Source organism: Ramlibacter rhizophilus, from assembly GCF_004681965.1.
GTDB lineage: Bacteria > Pseudomonadota > Gammaproteobacteria > Burkholderiales > Burkholderiaceae_C > Ramlibacter > Ramlibacter rhizophilus.
Map to the genome: position 1 here is coordinate 234,913 of NZ_SMLL01000004.1, position 16,778 is coordinate 251,690.

The 16,778-nt window shown below is 68.6% G+C and carries 13 protein-coding genes; 10 read left to right on the top strand and 3 right to left on the bottom strand.

Features of this window, described 5'->3' with window-relative positions; genetic code table 11:
* Positions 1-136 precede the first annotated feature (136 nt).
* Positions 137-2,059 (bottom strand): asparagine synthase (glutamine-hydrolyzing), encoded by a 1,923-nt coding sequence (gene asnB / locus EZ242_RS11050; protein ID WP_135285219.1) that lies wholly within the window; start codon positions 2,057-2,059, stop codon positions 137-139.
* A gap of 228 nt (positions 2,060-2,287) precedes the next feature.
* Between asnB (EZ242_RS11050) and EZ242_RS11055 the strand changes: the two genes are divergently transcribed.
* Together EZ242_RS11055 and EZ242_RS11060 are read left to right on the top strand one after the other, a co-directional pair.
* Complete coding sequence (locus EZ242_RS11055) at positions 2,288-3,631, top strand: hypothetical protein (protein WP_135285220.1); 1,344 nt, start codon at positions 2,288-2,290, stop codon at positions 3,629-3,631.
* 5 nt (positions 3,632-3,636) lie between these two features.
* A complete protein-coding gene (locus EZ242_RS11060) occupies positions 3,637-4,932 on the top strand; it encodes a glycosyltransferase family 4 protein (protein WP_167784717.1) in 1,296 nt (431 codons plus the stop codon).
* On the opposite strand, the gene EZ242_RS11065 is transcribed toward EZ242_RS11060, so the two are convergent.
* A complete protein-coding gene (locus EZ242_RS11065) occupies positions 4,896-6,284 on the bottom strand; it encodes a glycosyltransferase (protein WP_167784718.1) in 1,389 nt (462 codons plus the stop codon). The genes EZ242_RS11060 and EZ242_RS11065 overlap by 37 nt on opposite strands.
* A gap of 139 nt (positions 6,285-6,423) precedes the next feature.
* On the opposite strand from EZ242_RS11065, the gene asnB (EZ242_RS11070) reads away from it, so the two are divergent.
* From asnB (EZ242_RS11070) to EZ242_RS11105, 8 genes are all read left to right on the top strand, one after another.
* Positions 6,424-8,334, top strand: a complete 1,911-nt coding sequence (gene asnB / locus EZ242_RS11070; RefSeq protein ID WP_135285223.1) for an asparagine synthase (glutamine-hydrolyzing) — start codon at positions 6,424-6,426, stop codon at positions 8,332-8,334.
* Positions 8,335-8,452: 118 nt separating this feature from the next.
* Entirely contained in the window at positions 8,453-9,391 is a 939-nt protein-coding gene (locus EZ242_RS11075; protein ID WP_135285224.1) for an NAD-dependent epimerase/dehydratase family protein, read from the top strand.
* On the top strand, positions 9,388-10,317 hold the full coding sequence (locus EZ242_RS11080; protein WP_135285225.1) for an NAD-dependent epimerase/dehydratase family protein: 930 nt from the start codon (positions 9,388-9,390) through the stop codon (positions 10,315-10,317). Before EZ242_RS11075 ends, EZ242_RS11080 begins: the two co-directional genes overlap by 4 nt.
* Positions 10,314-11,405 carry an NAD-dependent epimerase/dehydratase family protein gene (locus EZ242_RS11085; RefSeq protein WP_135285226.1) on the top strand — a complete coding sequence of 364 codons (1,092 nt, stop codon included), beginning with the start codon at positions 10,314-10,316 and terminating at the stop codon, positions 11,403-11,405. Before EZ242_RS11080 ends, EZ242_RS11085 begins: the two co-directional genes overlap by 4 nt.
* Positions 11,402-12,490, top strand: a complete 1,089-nt coding sequence (gene wecB, locus EZ242_RS11090; protein WP_135285227.1) for a non-hydrolyzing UDP-N-acetylglucosamine 2-epimerase — start codon at positions 11,402-11,404, stop codon at positions 12,488-12,490. The genes EZ242_RS11085 and wecB overlap by 4 nt, the downstream gene beginning before the upstream one ends.
* A gap of 64 nt (positions 12,491-12,554) precedes the next feature.
* Positions 12,555-13,763: a glycosyltransferase gene (locus tag EZ242_RS11095; RefSeq protein WP_167784719.1), complete on the top strand. Its 1,209-nt coding sequence runs from the start codon at positions 12,555-12,557 to the stop codon at positions 13,761-13,763.
* Positions 13,760-15,004, top strand: a complete 1,245-nt coding sequence (locus EZ242_RS11100) for a glycosyltransferase family 4 protein (RefSeq protein WP_135285229.1) — start codon at positions 13,760-13,762, stop codon at positions 15,002-15,004. The genes EZ242_RS11095 and EZ242_RS11100 overlap by 4 nt, the downstream gene beginning before the upstream one ends.
* Before the next feature lie 99 nt (positions 15,005-15,103).
* The gene (locus tag EZ242_RS11105) at positions 15,104-16,204 is read left to right on the top strand and encodes a glycosyltransferase family 4 protein (protein WP_135285230.1); all 1,101 of its coding nucleotides are present in this window, start codon (positions 15,104-15,106) and stop codon (positions 16,202-16,204) included.
* 9 nt (positions 16,205-16,213) lie between these two features.
* Here EZ242_RS11105 and EZ242_RS11110 read toward each other — a convergent pair whose 3' ends face one another.
* Positions 16,214-16,777 (bottom strand): KdsC family phosphatase, encoded by a 564-nt coding sequence (locus tag EZ242_RS11110; RefSeq protein WP_135285231.1) that lies wholly within the window; start codon positions 16,775-16,777, stop codon positions 16,214-16,216.
* Position 16,778: the final 1 nt, after the last annotated feature.

A 16,778-nucleotide genomic window follows, 5' to 3' on the forward strand; every position in this document is an offset into this window, starting at 1 on the left:
CCGAAGGGTTAGGCCTTGCCGGGTGCGCATGCCGCGTTGCGCCGCTTGCCCAGGCGGCCAGCCTGGGCTGCGCGACGCGCCTTGCCTGCGCGCCCGGCAAGGCCCAACGCGCGCCCGATTTCTGCCGCCCACGCTCCTAGGCGGCGACGGCGGCAGGCGCGAGCGCGCTGTCGTAACCGTCTCGCCAGATGCCCTGCCGGTGCATCTGCAACCACTCGGCCAGGCTGATCCAGCGCCACAGGGCCCAGGAGTGGTTGCCCTCGCCGCGCTGGTGCTGGTCCCACAGGCTGCGCAGCTGGTCCACGTCGTGATGGGGGAGAGACTTCAGTGTGCTGTCGTCCAGGCGCTGCCAGGCCCATTCCTTCAGCGGACCTCGCAGCCAGACGTCCAGTGGCGCGGCATAGCCGACCTTGTCGGCGCGCCATTGCACCTGCTTCGGCAGGATGCCGTCTCCGGATCGGCGAAGCACGTATTTCTGCCAGCCGCCCTGGATCAGCGCGCTGTCCGGCAAGCTGATGCACCAGTCCACGAGGTCGTAGTCGAGGAAGGGCAGCCGGCCTTCGCGGCCGAAGGCCATGGCGTTGCGGTCCGCGTACCGCAGCAGCATCGGCAGCGAGTTGTACTGCAGCGCTTCTGCGATCTGGCGGCGCAGGCGCATGCCGGGCTGGGCCGGGGGGACCCCGATGGAATACGGCCCGGCCGATACACCGGGTGGACTGCGGCGCGCGGCCTGCAATTGCTGACGATCGAGCGCGACGCGCTCGTTGAAGCGGCGCCGGCTATCGGCGTATTGCAGGCTCGCTCGCCTCAGTCCGGAGGTGAAGCGAAATGTCGTCCAGGCCAGCTGCAGCCAGCGACCCTGGTCCACCAGATCCAGCTGGTGGCTCGGGAAATAGAACTGGTACCCCGCCAGCAGTTCATCAGCGCCCTGGCCGTCCAGCAGCACCGTGGTGCGGTGCTCCCTGGCGAGGCGCGCGACACACCACTGCAGGTAGATGGACGCCGAAAGGAAGGGCTCCTCCTGGTGCCAGTGCAGGCGTCGGCTTTCCTCCATGAGCGCCACGGGGTCCGGCGAGACCGCATGGGCCTGCACCTGCGCGCGTTGCGCCACGAGGTCGATGTAGTCACCCTCGGACAAGGTGGGGTCCTCGTCGAACCGCGCGGAAAACGAGTTCTGGTGGAACTGCGTTCCCTTCAGCCGCATGTCGGCCAACACGCAGACGATCATCGAGGAGTCCAGCCCGCCCGAGAGGCTCGTGCCCACCGGTACGTCGGAGCGCAACCGCTTGCGGATGCTTTCCTGGAAGAGGTGGAGGAACTGCTCGCTGGCCTCCCGCATGGAGCGCGGACCGTTGACCCGGGTGTAGTCGGGGATCCAGTAGCGCCAGCGCCGCGCCACGACACCATGGTGGTCGATCACCAGCGCACTGGCGGGCGCCAGGCGCTGGACGCCGGCGAAGAGCGTGTCTTCCGTGTCCTCCAGGTACTGGCCGAGCGTGAACCGCTCCAGCTCCTTCTGGTTCACCTCGGGCGCCAGCGCCGGATGCGCGAACAGCGCTTTCATCTCCGAGGCGAATGCGTGCCCGCCGCCAGGCAGGCGCGCGTGGAACAGCGGCTTCTCGCCAAAGCGGTCCCGGGCGACGAACAACTCCTGCCGGGCCTCGTCCCAGATCGCGAAGGCGAACATGCCGTTCAGGTGCGACAGGCAGTCGGTTCCCCAGTGGCGGTAGGCCGCGAGCAGGACCTCGGTGTCGCTGTGCGTTCGGAAGGCGACGCCCTCGCGCGAGAGCTCATCGCGCAGCTCGATGAAGTTGTAGATCTCGCCGTTGAACACGATGGTCGCCGTGCCGTCGCTGCTCGTCATCGGCTGGGCCGCGGCATCGCTCAGGTCCAGGATCGACAGGCGCCGGTGCCCGAGGCCGACGGACAGCGGCCCACATGGCTTGATGGCCAGCCCGGCGCCGTCGGGGCCGCGGTGGGTCAGGCGGTCGCGCATGCGGATCACCAGGTCGGCATTGAAGCTGCCGGTCGGGGCAAAAAGAGCGACGAAACCGCACATCGTTGAGTGAGGAAGGAGGTGGAGCTGAGGAGGTGTAACGGATCGCGCGATGCAGGCACCTGGCCGCTCGTGGGCAGCGACGGGCAGCCCAGGCCATGGCGCCGGATCTTAACCGCTGGCCGTGTCCCGGGGCGCTTGCGCCCAGCCGTACCCGGGCCCCTGGCTATACTGCCTGCCGCGTTCCAGGCCCCGTCTCCAGGGGGCACCCGATGCGGACGCCTCCCAAGGATGAAATCACTGCGCCCCGCGCTTCTCGTGCTGTACCACTGCCGCGGCGTGGCGCAGCTGCCCCTGCGGGCCGCCATCGAGGACCACCTGTTCGCCTGGCAGCGGCATTCGCGCTACCCGGCGATCTACCACAACATCGCGTACGGCTTCGACTGGTCGAGGTTCGAGGGCCTGCCGATCGCGGCCGTGATCCTGGACACGCTGGCCCTGAACATCCGCTGGAGCCCGGCGTACTTCGAGCGGGTGACCGCGCCCCTGGCCGACCTGCGGCGGTTCGACGGCCCCAGGATCGCCATGCCGCAGGACGAGTTCATCCATACCGACAGCCTCGGCGCGCTGCTGGCGCGCATCGGCTGCACGCACGTGCTCAGTGCGGCGGGGCCTCAGGATGCGCAGCGGATCTATGGCGGTTTCCTGCCGCACGCGCAGATCGGCAGCAAGCTGACCGGCTACCTGGAGCAGGGCACGTTGGAACGCATCGAGCGGATGCGTGGTGCGCAGCAGCGGCGCGACATCGACGTCGGTTACCGGGCCTGGCGTGCCGAAGCCTGGCTGGGCGCGCACGGCATGCTCAAGGCGCAGATCGCCGACGCCGCGAACGCCCTCGCACCGGAGTTCCCGCAGCTCGTGCTGGATGTGTCCACCGACGAGGCCGACGTGCTGACCGGCGACGCCTGGTACCAGTTCCTCCTGCGTTGCCGCACCACCCTGGGCGTGGAGGGTGGGGCCAGCATCCTCGATCGCGACGGCAGTCTGTGCGCTCGTACCCGGGCGTGGGTGGTCGAGCATCCGCAGGCCAGCTTCGAGCAGATCCGCGACGCCTGCTTCCCTGGACAGGACGGTTCGCTGTCGCTGTTCGCGATCGGTCCGCGCCACCTGGAGGCTTGCGCGACGCGCACCTGCCAGCTGCTGGTGGAAGGTCAGTACCAGGGCGTGCTGCGCGCCGGCGTCGACTACATCCCCATCGCGCGCGATTTCTCCAACCTGCGCGAAGTGTTCCGGATGCTCGCCGACGACGCGCTGGTGCAGCGTGTCGCCGAGTCGGCCTGGCAGCAGGTCGTCGGCTCGGGCCGCTACACCTATGCCGGCTTCGTGCGCGACATCGAGCGCGACGTCCTCGGCCCGGTCGCGGGCAGCCGCTGGTGCGGGCCCGGGGCCGCGCTGGCGGTGCGACGCGCGCAGGCGCGGCACGAGGCGAGCTGGCGCTTCGCCCAGTACGAAGCGCGGGAACTGCTGCCGCAGCGCAATGCCTACGAGACCAGCCCGGAGCCGCGCTGGATCAATGAGCGACGCAGGGCGGCGCGGATCGCGCAGTACGCATGCCTGGACCTCACACTGGATTGACACCGATGAAGATCCTGATGCTCTCGCCGGACGCCCAGATGATCGACCGGCGCATCCTTCAGGAGGCGCACAGCCTGCAGGCGCTGGGCCACCAGGTCACGGTGCTGAGCGGCTTCGAGTGCCGTGAACCGGACGCCTACCAGACGACCGATGGGGTGATCGTCAAGCGCTACGTGTACGACTGGCAGGACCGGCGCCTGCTGGCGCTGCGAGGCCGGCACCCGCTCGCCTGGCGGCTGCTGTGGCCCTTCATGCGGGTCAGGGACCGCCTGCTGGACCGGCCCGCCGGTTTCGACTACTTCGTGCTGGAAAAGGCACTGGAGCACGAGTTCGACGTCGTCCATGTGCATGACTACCCCGCCCTGCGGCCGGGGGTGATGGCCGCGCAGGCGCGCGGCGTACCGGTCGTGTACGACTCGCATGAGTTCTACCCCGTGCAGTCGTCGTTCACACCGGCGCAGCAGAAGCGGCACCTGGCGCGCGAGCGGCGACTGGTGCGCGAGTGCGTGCAGGTGATCACGGTCAATCCGTACCTCGCGCGCATGATCGCCCGCGAGCACGGTATCGACGAGCCGATGGTGATCCTCAATGCCTGTCCCTGGCCAGCGCCGCAGGACGACGCGCTGGTTCTGCGCGCCGACGAACCGGCGCGCGCGGCGCGCCGGCGCGAATTCGGTATCCCGCCCGACGCCTTCACCTTCCTCTACCAGGGATGGCTGTCCCCGGAGCGCAACCTCGACGTGATGGTGCGGGCCATCGCGCGCGTGCCGTCGCCGGCTGCGCTGGTGGTGGTGGGCTACGGCGACTATCGCGCGGTGCTCGAGAACCTGGCGACCGAGCTGGGCGTGGCCGACCGGGTGCATTTCCTCGGCCGGATCGAAAGCGAGGCGCTGGTTCGCTTGACACCGGCGTGCGACGTCGGGCTGATCCCGTACGCCGCGGTCGACGAGATGCACCGCTACTGCAGCCCCAACAAGCTGTTCGAGTTCGTCATGGCGGGCCTGCCGGTGATCGCGAACGACCTGCCTTACCTGCGGGACGTGGTCGCGGGCCATGACTTCGGCTGGCTGGGGGAGCTCGAGTCCGTCGATGCGCTGAGTTCCATGATGGCGCAGGCCCTGGCCTCGCCTGACCGCCTCCAGCAGTACGCGACCCACGCCATCGCCGCGCGCCAGCAACTCAATTGGGATCGTGAGGCCGCCCAGCTGGCCGCCTTGTATGCGCGGCTGGAGGCGGCGGCGCAGCCTGCACCGCCTGCGCAGGTTCAGGCCTTGCGCACGGCCCCCGCCAACTCGTCGTAGATCGCGCCCAGGCGCTGCGCCAGGCCGGCGAAATCGAAGCGCTCGACGGCCAGGCGCCTGATTTGCTGGCTCGAGAAGTTCGGGGCACCGCCCGCCATGCGTTGCAGGCCCAGCGCGATGTCCTCGAGGTTGTTGCCCATCAGGACGCCGAGCCGCTCGTCGCAAAGGATGTCCTCGGGGCCGCCGCACGCCGTCGCCAGCACCGGGCGCCCCATCGCAAGCGCCTCGATCACCACCACGCCGAACGTCTCGGTCTCGCTCGGCAGCACCAGGAAATCGGCCGAAGCCAAGGCCTGCCGCACCCCTTCGCGGTCCGCCGCGGGCAGGAAGCGCACCGCCCCGGCGATGCCCAGCGCCTGCGCCCGTTGTCTGTGTGTCGCCTCCAGCGGGCCGCTGCCCAGCAGCGTCAGCCGCAGCTGCGGCCGGTGGCGGCTTGCGATGGCGAAGGCATCGAGCAGCCGATCGACGCGTTTGACGTCGACGTGGTGCCCGACCCACAGCGCATGGACCACGTCCGCTGCCCGCCACGGATCCGGCGGCGACTCGGGAACGAGCCCGCTGCCGGCCAGTGCCGCACGGAGCTCGCGGGCCACGGCGCTGCCGGACAGCGGCTCGCCGTGATGGCTTTCGAAGCCCTGCGCGAGGCGCTCGAACAGCGCCACCACCTCGGTGCTGGCGATCGGGTGCGCCTCGGATCGGGGCGGGCGCGCGGGGTCGAAGAACTCCGTGTCCACCCCGTTCGGCACCACCCACGGCCGCTTCGAATCCGGAATGCGGAGCTGGTCGAGCATGTCGCGCCGCAGTGCCTGGCTCACCGCGATCAGGCGGTCGGCGCCGTCGATCCCGGCTTGCGTGTGGAGCCGCCAGCGCCAGTCGGCGGTGATGGCGCGCAGCGGCCCGGTGTGTTCCGTCAGCACCATCGGCACGCCGCGATGCCGGGCGGCCGCAATGCCGGCGCGGCCGTCGACGAAAGCCGTGTGGGTGTGGACGAGCTCGTAGGGGAATCCGTCCTCCACGCCCGGCAGCCACCGCCGCAGTGCCGCCGCGTAGAACCAGGGATACAGCCACGGGCGCGAGAAGGCGCCCACGGGATAGGGGAAACGGGCCACCGGCACCCCCTCGTGGTGATCCCAGCCAAGCCAGGGGGCACGAACGCAATCCCGCAGCAGACGCAGTGCCGTGCGCGGATGGCGTCCCGACATCCAGGCCGGCCTGCCGGTCACGACCCGTGCATCGAGCCCCTGGCGGCGCAGGGCCTTCACCTGCTCGTGCACGAAGATGCCGCCGGCCGGGTGTTCGGCGGTCGGGTACATGCTCGAGACGACGAGCACCCGCTTGACGTGGGCGGCCAAGGGAAAACCTCCTGTTACGACCTCGGGCGAGGCAAAGCCCATGACTCTACGGCATCCCTGGCCTTGGCTCGTCCAGGCTGCTGCTCGATAATCGCCGGTTTGCCAACGCAGGACGCCAGGCTCCTAGACAGGTCGAAAGATGTGCGGAATTTTCGGGATCATCGCGGGTTCGGCCCGCAGCAGGGAGCAACTGCAGGCCGCGGTTGGGACGGGGCTGGATCGCATCCGCCACCGGGGTCCCGACGGCCAGGGCATCTGGGTCTCCCCCGACGCGCGCGTGGGCTTCGGTCACGTGCGGCTCTCCGTCATCGACCTGTCCACCGGTGACCAGCCGATGCACAGCGCCGACGGGCGCTACACCATCATCTACAACGGCGAGGTCTACAACTACCTCGAGCTGCGCGAGGAACTCGGCGCCGAGAACTTCCGTACCTCGTCCGATACCGAAGTGATCCTGCGCGCGTTCATGAAGTGGGGTCCGCAGAGCGTCACGCGGCTTCGGGGCATGTTCGCCTTCGCCATCTGGGACCAGCGCGAGCAGAGGCTGTTCATGGCGCGTGACCGTTTCGGGATCAAGCCCCTTTACTGGGCGCAGACCCGGCAGGGCCTGGTCTTCGGCTCCGAGATGAAGGCGCTGCGCCCCTTCCTCGACCAGCCGCGCGTGAATGGGGCCGCGCTGTCCGACTACTTCTCCTTCCAGTTCTGCCTGGGTGAGAAGACCCTCCTGGAGGCCGTGCAGCAGCTTCCGGCGGCGCACCATGCCTTCGTGTCGCCCGGCGAGGCGCCGAGGCCGCAGCGCTACTGGGAAGTGCACTACGACATCGACTTCAACCACAGCGAGAAGTGGTTCACCGAGCGCCTCCAGGAACTGATGCATGACTCCGTCCGCATGCACATGCGGGCCGACGTGGAGGTCGGCAGCTATGTCAGCGGCGGCGTGGACTCCAGCCTGGTGGCGGCGATGGCGCGGGAGGCCCGCCCCGAAGGCCGCTTCCAGGGCTTCAACGGCCGCTTCACGGATGGCCCCGACTTCGACGAGTCGCACTACGCCCGTGCGCTGGCCGAGGAGCGGGGCATGCAGCTGCACGTGGCCGACATCGGCGAGCGCGATTTCGTGGACAACATCCGCAAGGTCATCTGGCACCTGGACCAGCCCACCGCGGGCCCGGGATCGTTCCCGCAGTACATGGTCTCCAGGAAGGTCAGCGAGCACGTGAAGGTGGTGCTGGGCGGGCAGGGCGGCGACGAGATCTTCGGGGGCTACGCGCGTTACCTGGTGGCCTACTTCGAGCAGTGCATCAAGGGCGCCATCGAAGGCACCCTGCACGACGGCAACTACATCGTCACCTACGAATCCATCATCCCCAACCTCCAGACCCTGCGGCAGTACAAGCCCATGATCAAGGAGTTCTGGGCCGGGGGCGTGTTCGAGGAACGCGACGCCCGCTATTGGCGCCTGGTCAACCGCGCCAACACCTTCGGCGACGCGCTCGCGCCTGGAGCCATCGACCGGGCCGCCACCTTCGCCGAGTTCCAGCACATCTTCTGGGGCGAGAACGTGGGCAAGGAGTCGTACTTCGACTCCATGACCCACTTCGATTTCAAGACCTTGCTGCCGGCGCTCCTGCAGGTGGAGGACCGCATGGCCATGGCGCACGGCGTCGAGTCGCGCGTGCCCTTCCTCGACCATCCGCTGGTCGAGTTCGCCGCCACCGTGCCGGCCGACGTGAAGTTCAAGGACGGCGAACTCAAGCGCCTCCTGAAGCATGTGTTCACGCCCAAGCTGCCCGAGGCGATCAGCAATCGCAAGGACAAGATGGGGTTCCCGGTGCCACTGACCTTGTGGCTGCGCCAGGGCGGTGCCGCGGCGGAGTTCGTGCGCGACGTGTTCTCCAGCCGCGCGGCCCGGGAACGCTCCTACCTGTCGCGACCGGTGGACCTGGACCAGGTCCTGTCCGGCCAGAGCGTCTACAGCCGCAACCTCTGGGCCCTGCTGAGTCTGGAGCTGTGGCACCAGTCCTTCATCGACGGCGACGGCCTGGCCGCCTGACGGGTTTCCGGCGCCCTCGGCGGCAGGGCCGGCGCCGGTAAAATCCCGCGTCCGCCGCGCCGGCCGCGGCCTCGCAGGGTCCGTACCCGCCCCTCATTCACTTGCGGAAAACCTCACCATGAACGTCCTCGTGACCGGCGGCCTCGGCCAGATCGGCTCCCATGTTTCCGAAATGCTGCTTGCCCGCGGCGACAAGGTCGTCGTGATCGACAACCTGGCGACCGGGCAGCGCCACCACTTGGCCGACCACCCGAACCTCACGGTGGTGATCGACACCATCGCCAACCGGGACAAGGTGTTCGAGTTGTGCCGCGAGCACCGGTTCGGCGCCATCGTGCACACCGCTGCGTCGTACAAGGACCCCAACGACTGGTACAACGACACGCTCACCAACTGCGTGGGTGGAACCAACCTCATCCAGGCGGCGGCCGAGTTCAAGATCGGGCGCTTCATCTACTTCCAGACGGCGCTGTGCTACGGACTCAAGCCGCTTCAGCAGCCGATCCGATTGGACCACCCCAAGCTGCCGGCCAACAGCAGCTATGCCATCTCGAAGACCGTGACCGAGGACTACCTCGAAATCTCGGGCATCGACTACGTCTCGTTCCGCCTGGCCAACGTGATCGGTCCGCGCAACGTGAGCGGTCCCCTGCCGATCTTCTTCCAGCGCCTGTCCGAAGGGAAGAAGTGCTTCGTCACCAAGGCCCGCCGCGACTTCTGCTTCAACCAGGACCTGGCGCGCGCCGTGCTCAAGGCCGTGGACGGCACCGGCCGGGGGGCCTATCACTTCTCCTCGGGCAAGGACGTCGCGATCAAGGAACTGTATGACGCCGTCGTGCAGGCCATGGACCTGCCGACCTATCCCGAGCCGGAGGTGCGCGAGCTCGGTCCCGATGACGCCGCCAGCATCCTGCTCGACCCCTCGCGCACCTTCCAGGACTTCGGCCCGGTCGAGTTCACGCCGCTGTCCGAGATCGCGGCGCAGGCCGTGGCCTATTTCCGCAAGCATGGCGTGACGGGCGGCTACACGCACCTGAAGCACGAGGAAAAGAAGTGAGCCGGATCCTGATCACCGGGGGTGCCGGCTGCCTGGGATCGAACCTGATCGAGCACTGGCTCCCCCAGGGGCATCAGTTCCTGGTGCTGGACAACTTCGCCACCGGCAAGCGCGAGGTGGTGCCGGACCTGCCCGGCCTCCAGCTGCGCGAGGGCCACGTCGCGGACCGGGCCTTCGTTGAACAGGCCTTCGCCGACTTCAAGCCCGACCTGGTGATCCACTCGGCCGCGTCGTACAAGGACCCCGCCGACTGGCAGGAGGATGCGCTGACCAACGTCACCGGCAGCATCGAGATCGCCAGGGCCAGCGAGCGGCATGGCGTCAGGCGCGTGGTGAACTTCCAGACCGTTCTCTCGTATGGACGCACCGCCGTCTCGCCGATCCCGGTCACGCATCCGAGCGCGCCCTTCACCAGCTACGGCATCTCCAAGACAGCGGGGGAGCAGTACATGCTGCAGGCGGCCGTGCCGGTGGTGTCGCTGCGCCTGGCCAATGTGACGGGCCCGCGCCTGGCGATCGGTCCGATCCCGACGTTCTACAAGCGCCTGAAGGCAGGGCAGAAGTGCTTCTGCTCCGACACCGCGCGGGACTTCCTGGACATGTCGGACTTCCTGGCCATGATGGACCTCGCCGTGCGGCCCGACGCGCCCACCGGGGTGTTCAACGTGGCGTCCGGCGAGGCCCACGCGATCAAGGAGATCTTCGAACTCGTCGCAGCGCATCTGGGCGTCGATGCCGGCGATGTGCCGGTGGTGCCGCCGGCCGCCGACGACGTGCCGGTCGTGGCCCTGGACGCGTCCGCGACCACGCGAGCCTTCGGCTGGACGCCGAAGCTCGGCTTCGAGGACACCATTCGCAAGCAGCTTCAGTGGTACGACCGTCACGGCGTGACCGACATCTACAGCCACCTTTCGGGCAAGTCATGAGCATGGCCAGCTTCAAGAACGCCTCCATCGCCGTGGTGGGGGGTGCCGGCTTCGTCGGCAGCAACCTGGTGAAGCTGCTCCTGAAGGAGCAGCCACGCGAGGTCGTGGTCATCGACAACCTGTTGTCTTCGGACGTGGCCAACGTGCCCTCCGACAGCCGGGTGAAGTTCTGCTTCGCTTCCATCACCAGCGACGCGGGCCTGGCGGCGCTGCCGCAGGAGGTGGAGTACGTCTTCCATCTCTCGTGCTACCACGGCAACCAGTCGTCCATCGCGGACCCCTTCGCCGACCACGAGAACAACACGCTCACCTCGCTGCGCCTGTTCGACCGGCTGAAGGACTTCGGTTCCCTCAAGAAGGTGGTGTATGCCGCCGCGGCCTGCGCGGTGGCCGAGAAGACCTACGACGCGCCCAGCGCCACCACCGAAGACCAGCCGGTTTCGCTGGTGCACGACAGCCCTTACTCCATCTCCAAGCTGATCGGCGAGCTGTACGGCAACTATTACCACCAGCGCTATGACCTGCCTTTCGTGAAGGCGCGTTTTTCCAATGTGTTCGGGCCGGGCGAGATCCTCGGCGCGGGCCGCTGGCGCGGCACGGTGCACACCGTGTGGCGCAACGTGACCCCGACCTTCATCTGGAAGTCGCTGCACCGGGAGGCCCTGCCCCTGGACAACGGTGGCAACGCAAGCCGCGACTTCATCTTCGTCGAGGACATGGCGCGCGGCCTGATGGCCTGCGCCCTGCGCGGCGAACCCGGCGGCATCTACAACCTGGCGACCGGCCGCGAAACCAGCATCCTGGAGCTGGCGACCTGGATCAACGAGTTCACCGGCAACCCCACGCCGCCCGACCTCAAGCCCGCGCGGGACTGGGACCGTTCGGGCAAGCGCTTCGCATCGACCGAGAAGTCGCGCAACGAGCTTGGCTTCGAGGCGCAGTTCGAGGTGCGCGAGGGACTTCGGCGCACGGTCGAGTGGACGCGGGCGCATCGCGACCTGATCGCGCGGACCATGGCCGCCCATGCCAAGCAGATGCAGCAGGCCGGTGCGCCGCTGCCGGCCGAGTACCTTCCGGCAAGCGCATGAAAGTGCTCACCGTCGTCGGGGCGCGGCCCCAGTTCGTGAAGGCCGCCACGGTCTCCCGCGCGTTCGCTGAGCGGGGGCCGCAGGTGAACGAGATCATCGTCCACACCGGGCAGCATTTCGACGCCAACATGTCCGAGGTGTTCTTCACCGAGATGCAGATCCCGCGGCCGCAGTACCAGCTCGAACTGGGCGGCCTGGGTCATGGCGCGATGACGGGGCGGATGATGGAAAGCATCGAGACCATCCTGCGCGACGAGAAGCCCGACTGGGTGCTGGTCTACGGTGACACCAACTCCACGATGGCCGGAGCGCTCGCTGCCGTGAAGCTGCACGTTCCGGTGGCGCACGTGGAGGCCGGCCTGCGCTCGTTCAACCGGGCCATGCCGGAGGAAATCAACCGGGTGGTGGCGGACCATGTGTCCACGCTGCTGCTCTCGCCCACCGACGTGGCGGTGCAGAACCTCGCCCGCGAGGGCATCACCGGCAGCAAGGTGGTCCGCTGCGGCGACGTGATGTACGACGCCGCCCTGCACTACAGCCAGCGCGCCGGTGGCGACGTGGTCGGCAAGCTGGGCCTGCAGGCCAAGGGCTTCATCCTGGCCACGCTTCACCGGGCCGAGAACGTCGACGTTCCCGAGCGGCTCGAAACCGCTTTCCGGGCGCTGGTGGAATGCAGCGAGCAACTCATGCCCGTGGTGCTGCCCATCCACCCGCGCACGCGCAAGGCCCTGCGCGAGCGTGGGCTGCTGGATGCGGCGACGGTCGCACGCCTGAAGCTCATCGAGCCAGTGGGCTATCTCGACATGGTGCAGCTCGAAAGGGATGCGAGGCTGGTGCTGACCGACTCCGGGGGGGTGCAGAAGGAGGCCTACTTCTTCGGCGTGCCGTGCGTCACTTTGCGCGAGGAGACCGAATGGGTCGAGCTGGTGGAATGCGGCGCGAACCGGTTGGCGGCACCACGGTCGGTCCAAGCCGTCGTCGATGCGGCGCGCGCGGCGCTCGACTCGCAGGCCGCTTTCGGCCAGGGACTGTACGGCGACGGCCGCAGTGCGCAGGCCATCGTTGACGCGCTCCTGCGTGCCTGAGGCAAGCGCACCTGCTCTGGGGCGTGGTCCGCTGGGTGCGCCGCAGCGGCGCGGAGCAGTGGTCATGCTGACCCAGGATCGGCAGATCGACCGGCGCATCCTGCTCGAAGCCGACAGCCTCGAGGCCATGGGCTGGACGGTGCGCATCATCGCCATGCCGCTCGACCAGCCTGGAGCGGGCACCGAGGACCCGCGGGTGATTCGCATTGGCCAAGGCCCGGGCGGCCCCGCCCTGCCGCGCAAGGAGGGCGTGGTGCTGGCGATCTACCGTGCAGCGCGCGCCCGCCTCCCGATGAACAGCGGCCCCATGCGACTGCTCAAGCGGCTGGCCTGGCGCTACGTGGTTCGCCAGGATTCCTTCTTTCTCCGCCTGTTCGAGCCCACCGTGCTGGCCCACCCTGCCGATGTGTATGTCGCGCACGACTTGCCCATGTTGCCGGTGGGCGTGCGCGCCAAGCAGCGGCATGCGGCCCGACTCGTCTACGACAGCCACGAGCTCTACGCCGAGCAAGAGTTTTCCGCGCGGGAACAGCACGCGTGGAAGCGGGTGGAAGCGTCGAACATCGGCGAGGCGGACGCCGTGATCACAGTCAATCCGTCCATTGCGCGAGAGCTCGAACAGCGGTACAGGCTGTCCCGTGTGCATGTTCTCTACAACGCCGAGAAGGCACGCGAAGCCGCGGTGGGCGACAAGCGCTTCCACCAGGTCTTCGGGCTGCCCGCGCAGGCGCGCGTGCTTCTGTTCCAGGGGGGACTTTCCGCGGGGCGCCACATCGAGGCGCTGGTGCGCGCAATGCGCCGGGTGCGCTCGTCGCATGTCCACCTGGTGGTGCTGGGCGACGGAGGCATCAAGCCGCAGCTGGAGCGGATCGTCGCGACAGGATTGTCTGCGCGCGTGCATCTACACGACGCCGTGCCCCAATCCGAGCTGCTGGCCTGGAGCGCCGCAGCCGACGCGGGCATCATCCCGTACCAGGCCACCTGCCTGAATAACTACTACTGCACGCCCAACAAGCTGTTCGAGTTCATTGCCGCCGGCATCCCGGTCCTGGCGTCAGACCTGCCGGAGATCCGGGCCATCGTGGAGGGGCACGGAATCGGTCGTGTGGCCGACATGGCCGACGAGGAGCGCATCGCCGTCGCGATCGACGCCTTCTTTTCCGATCCGGGCGCCCTGCGACAGTGGCAGCTTGCGGCGACACGTGCCCGCGAGGTGGTCAACTGGGACGTCGAGGGTCGCAAGCTGGTGGAGATCTTCAAGGCGTTGTCATGAGGGTGCTGGTGGTCTACCCCTACTTCGTCGATCACCACGCCGCCGGCCACGCGCTGATGCATGACACATTGCAGGCGCTCGCTGCCCAGGGCCACGAGATCACCGTGGTGAGCGGGGAGGGCGGGTACATGCAGTCCGGGCAACCGGCGACCGGGCAGCGGCGGCGCGCACTGGTCTGGCGCGACGCGGTCGGACCGATCCGCGTACTGCGTACGAAAAGCTACCGCGGCCATCAGAAGGGGCTGCTGGGTCGTTTCCTGAGCTATGCCTTTCTCGCCGCCTTGAGTCCGCTGGCCGTGGCCCTCGCCCCGCGCGCGGACGTCGTGCTGCTGTCCCCGCCGCCGCTCTATCCCATCTTCACGGCGTGGCTCGCCTGCCGGCTGCGCCGCATGCCTGTGGTGACGGAAGTGCGCGACCTCTGGCCCGGATCGATGGTGCAGATGGGCATGCTGCGCAATCCGTGGCTCATTCGCCTGACGGCCTGGATGGAGAGGCGGGTTTACGACGGCTCGCGGCATATCGTCGGTCTCACGAGCGGCATTTCCCAGGACATCGTCACGCGCGGCTGGCCGGCGGATCGGGTCAGCACGCTGGCCTGTGCCGTCGACACCGCGCAGCTTGCACCCGATCCCGCTCGGCGCCATGCGGTGCGCGAGAAGCACGGATGGCAGCACTGCCACGTTCTCATGTACTTCGGGGCGCTCGGCGAGGCCAACAACCTGCCGGTCCTGCTGCGGGCCGCGCGGCGGCTGCAGGGCACATACCCGACCCTGCGAATGGTGTTGGTGGGTGACGGCTTTCGCCGGGCATGGTGCGAGAGCGAAATCCGGGACGCCGCCCTGGAGAACGTCGACCTGCTTGCCGCCGTACCGAGGCAGCAGGCGCAGGAGTACCTGTCGGCGGCCGACACCTGCGTGGTCACCCTGCAGGATCTGCCCGTGTTCGCCGGGGCCATCCCGACCAAGCTTCTGGAATACATGGCGTGCGGCCGTCCCGTGCTGTGCGGCGTGCGAGGCGAGGCGCGTGCGATCGTCGAGACGAGTGGTGCCGGAGAGTGCTTCGATCCGGAAGACGATGCCCGCCTGGCGGAACTCGCCATCGGCCTGGCGGGCGATCTCGGGCGGGCCGCCGACCTCGGCGCCAAAGGTCGGGCCTATGTGGCGGAACACTTCAGCCTCCGCAAGCGCGCCGAACGCCTTGGCGCGGTTCTGGGGCAGGCAGCGCGCGCAGACGCTCGATGAGGCCGGGGCCGATCGTGCCGCGCACCGGCTGTGCGCTCGTTTGCCGCCGCTGATGGCTCAGCCGCCCCCCCATGCGAAAATCCGCGGCTTCCCGCGACCATGCTCCTCCTCCTGATCGTCACCGCCGTCGTCTCCGCCCTGGCCTGCGCGCTTTTGCTGCGGCACGGGCAGCACCTGGCCGCCCGCTACGGGCTGGACATGCCGCAGCGCTTCCACCTGGGCCACACGCCACGGCTCGGTGGGGCCGCGATGATGCTGGCCTGCTCCGCCGGCTGGCTCTGGATGACCGGCTCCGGCCTGCCGCTGGCGCACGACATCCTGCTCAGTCCCGCGCTGGCGTCCTCCTGGCTCATGGTGGCGCTGCTCGGGGCAGGGGGCGGGCTGGCCGAGGACGTCACGCACCGCCTGAAGGCCCGCTGGCGCCTGGGTTGCACACTGGCGGCGGGGCTGGCGGCCGTGTTCATGCTGGACGTGCGGATCGACAGCCTCGGGGTCGACTGGCTCGACCAGGCGATCGCCCTGCTGCCCTGGGCGCCCATGGTCCTGGCGATCGTCGCCGTGGCCGGCCTGCCGCATGCCTTCAACCTCATCGACGGCTACAACGGCCTGGCCAGCACGGTGGCGATCGTCTGCTGCCTGGCGCTGGCCTATGTCGCCTTCCTGGTGGGCGACCGGCAACTGATGGTCGTGGTGCTGAGCCTGGCCGGCGCCACCGCGGGCTTCCTGGTCTGGAATTACCCCCGCGGCCTGATCTTTGCCGGTGACGGCGGCGCCTACCTCTGGGGCGTGGTGATCGCGGTCGCGTCCATCCAGCTCGCCCAGCGCCATGCCGAGGTGTCGCCCTGGTTCCCCATGCTGCTGCTCATCTACCCGGTGTGGGAAACGCTGTTCTCCAGCTACCGCAAGCTCGCGCGGGGGCAGTCGCCCGGTCTGGCGGACGCCTTGCATTTCCACCAGCTCATCTATCGGCGCATCGTGCGCGGCGTGTTCTCCGAGAGCGACGCCAACCGCGTGCTCCAGCGGAACAACCGCACCTCGCCCTACCTTTGGGGCTTCACGCTGCTCACCGTGATCCCGGCCGTCCTGTTCTGGAACAACACGCCCGTGCTGATCGGCTTCTGCCTGCTCTTCGTGCTGTCGTACCTGTACGCCTACCTGAGCATCGTGCGCTTCAAGGTGCCGCGCTGGATCAGGCGCTAGTCCGGCGCGCTACTGCACCGCGCGGTGCATCACCTTGCCGAAGCCCTCGGCCGAAGCGAACACCTCCCCCCGCCCCTGCGCCCGCAGGATCCGATCCGCCAGCTCCCTGAACGCGCCGCTCCCTCCCGGCGTCTTCAGCACGGCGGTGGCCTGCGCCTTCACGTAATCCGCCGCCTCCGGCACCGCGAAGCTGAGCCCGCATGCCCCGAAGGCCGGCAGGTCGATGCTGTCGTCGCCCAGGCAGGCGGTTTCCTCGGCGGTGACGCCGGCCTGTGCCATGAGCGCGCGGCAGGCGGCCGCCTTGTCCTTGACGCCGAAGTCGCACAAATCCAGCCGCAGGTCGGCCACCCGCGCGCGCAGCGCGGGCGAGTCGCGGCCCGAGAGCACCGCCACGCGCACGCCGCATTCCTCCAGCATCCGCATGCCCAGGCCGTCGCGCACGTGGAAGCGCTTGAGGCACTCGCCGTTCGCGTCGTAGTAGAGGCCGCCGTCGGTGAGCACGCCGTCCACGTCGGTGATGACGAGACGGATGCGGGCGAGTGCCTGGTCGAGGTCGCTGCTTGCCTGGGGCATG

Excerpts from the sequence above, each read along its gene's own strand:
- asnB (WP_135285219.1), bottom strand. The coding sequence starts at position 2,059 with ATGTGCGGTTTCGTCGCTCTTTTTGCCCCGACCGGCAGCTTCAATGCC.
- EZ242_RS11055 (WP_135285220.1), top strand. The coding sequence starts at position 2,288 with ATGAAATCACTGCGCCCCGCGCTTCTCGTGCTGTACCACTGCCGCGGC.
- EZ242_RS11060 (WP_167784717.1), top strand. The coding sequence starts at position 3,637 with ATGAAGATCCTGATGCTCTCGCCGGACGCCCAGATGATCGACCGGCGC.
- asnB (WP_135285223.1), top strand. The coding sequence starts at position 6,424 with ATGTGCGGAATTTTCGGGATCATCGCGGGTTCGGCCCGCAGCAGGGAG.
- EZ242_RS11075 (WP_135285224.1), top strand. The coding sequence starts at position 8,453 with ATGAACGTCCTCGTGACCGGCGGCCTCGGCCAGATCGGCTCCCATGTT.
- EZ242_RS11085 (WP_135285226.1), top strand. The coding sequence starts at position 10,314 with ATGAGCATGGCCAGCTTCAAGAACGCCTCCATCGCCGTGGTGGGGGGT.
- wecB (WP_135285227.1), top strand. The coding sequence starts at position 11,402 with ATGAAAGTGCTCACCGTCGTCGGGGCGCGGCCCCAGTTCGTGAAGGCC.
- EZ242_RS11095 (WP_167784719.1), top strand. The coding sequence starts at position 12,555 with ATGCTGACCCAGGATCGGCAGATCGACCGGCGCATCCTGCTCGAAGCC.
- EZ242_RS11100 (WP_135285229.1), top strand. The coding sequence starts at position 13,760 with ATGAGGGTGCTGGTGGTCTACCCCTACTTCGTCGATCACCACGCCGCC.
- EZ242_RS11105 (WP_135285230.1), top strand. The coding sequence starts at position 15,104 with ATGCTCCTCCTCCTGATCGTCACCGCCGTCGTCTCCGCCCTGGCCTGC.
- EZ242_RS11110 (WP_135285231.1), bottom strand. The coding sequence starts at position 16,777 with ATGCCCCAGGCAAGCAGCGACCTCGACCAGGCACTCGCCCGCATCCGT.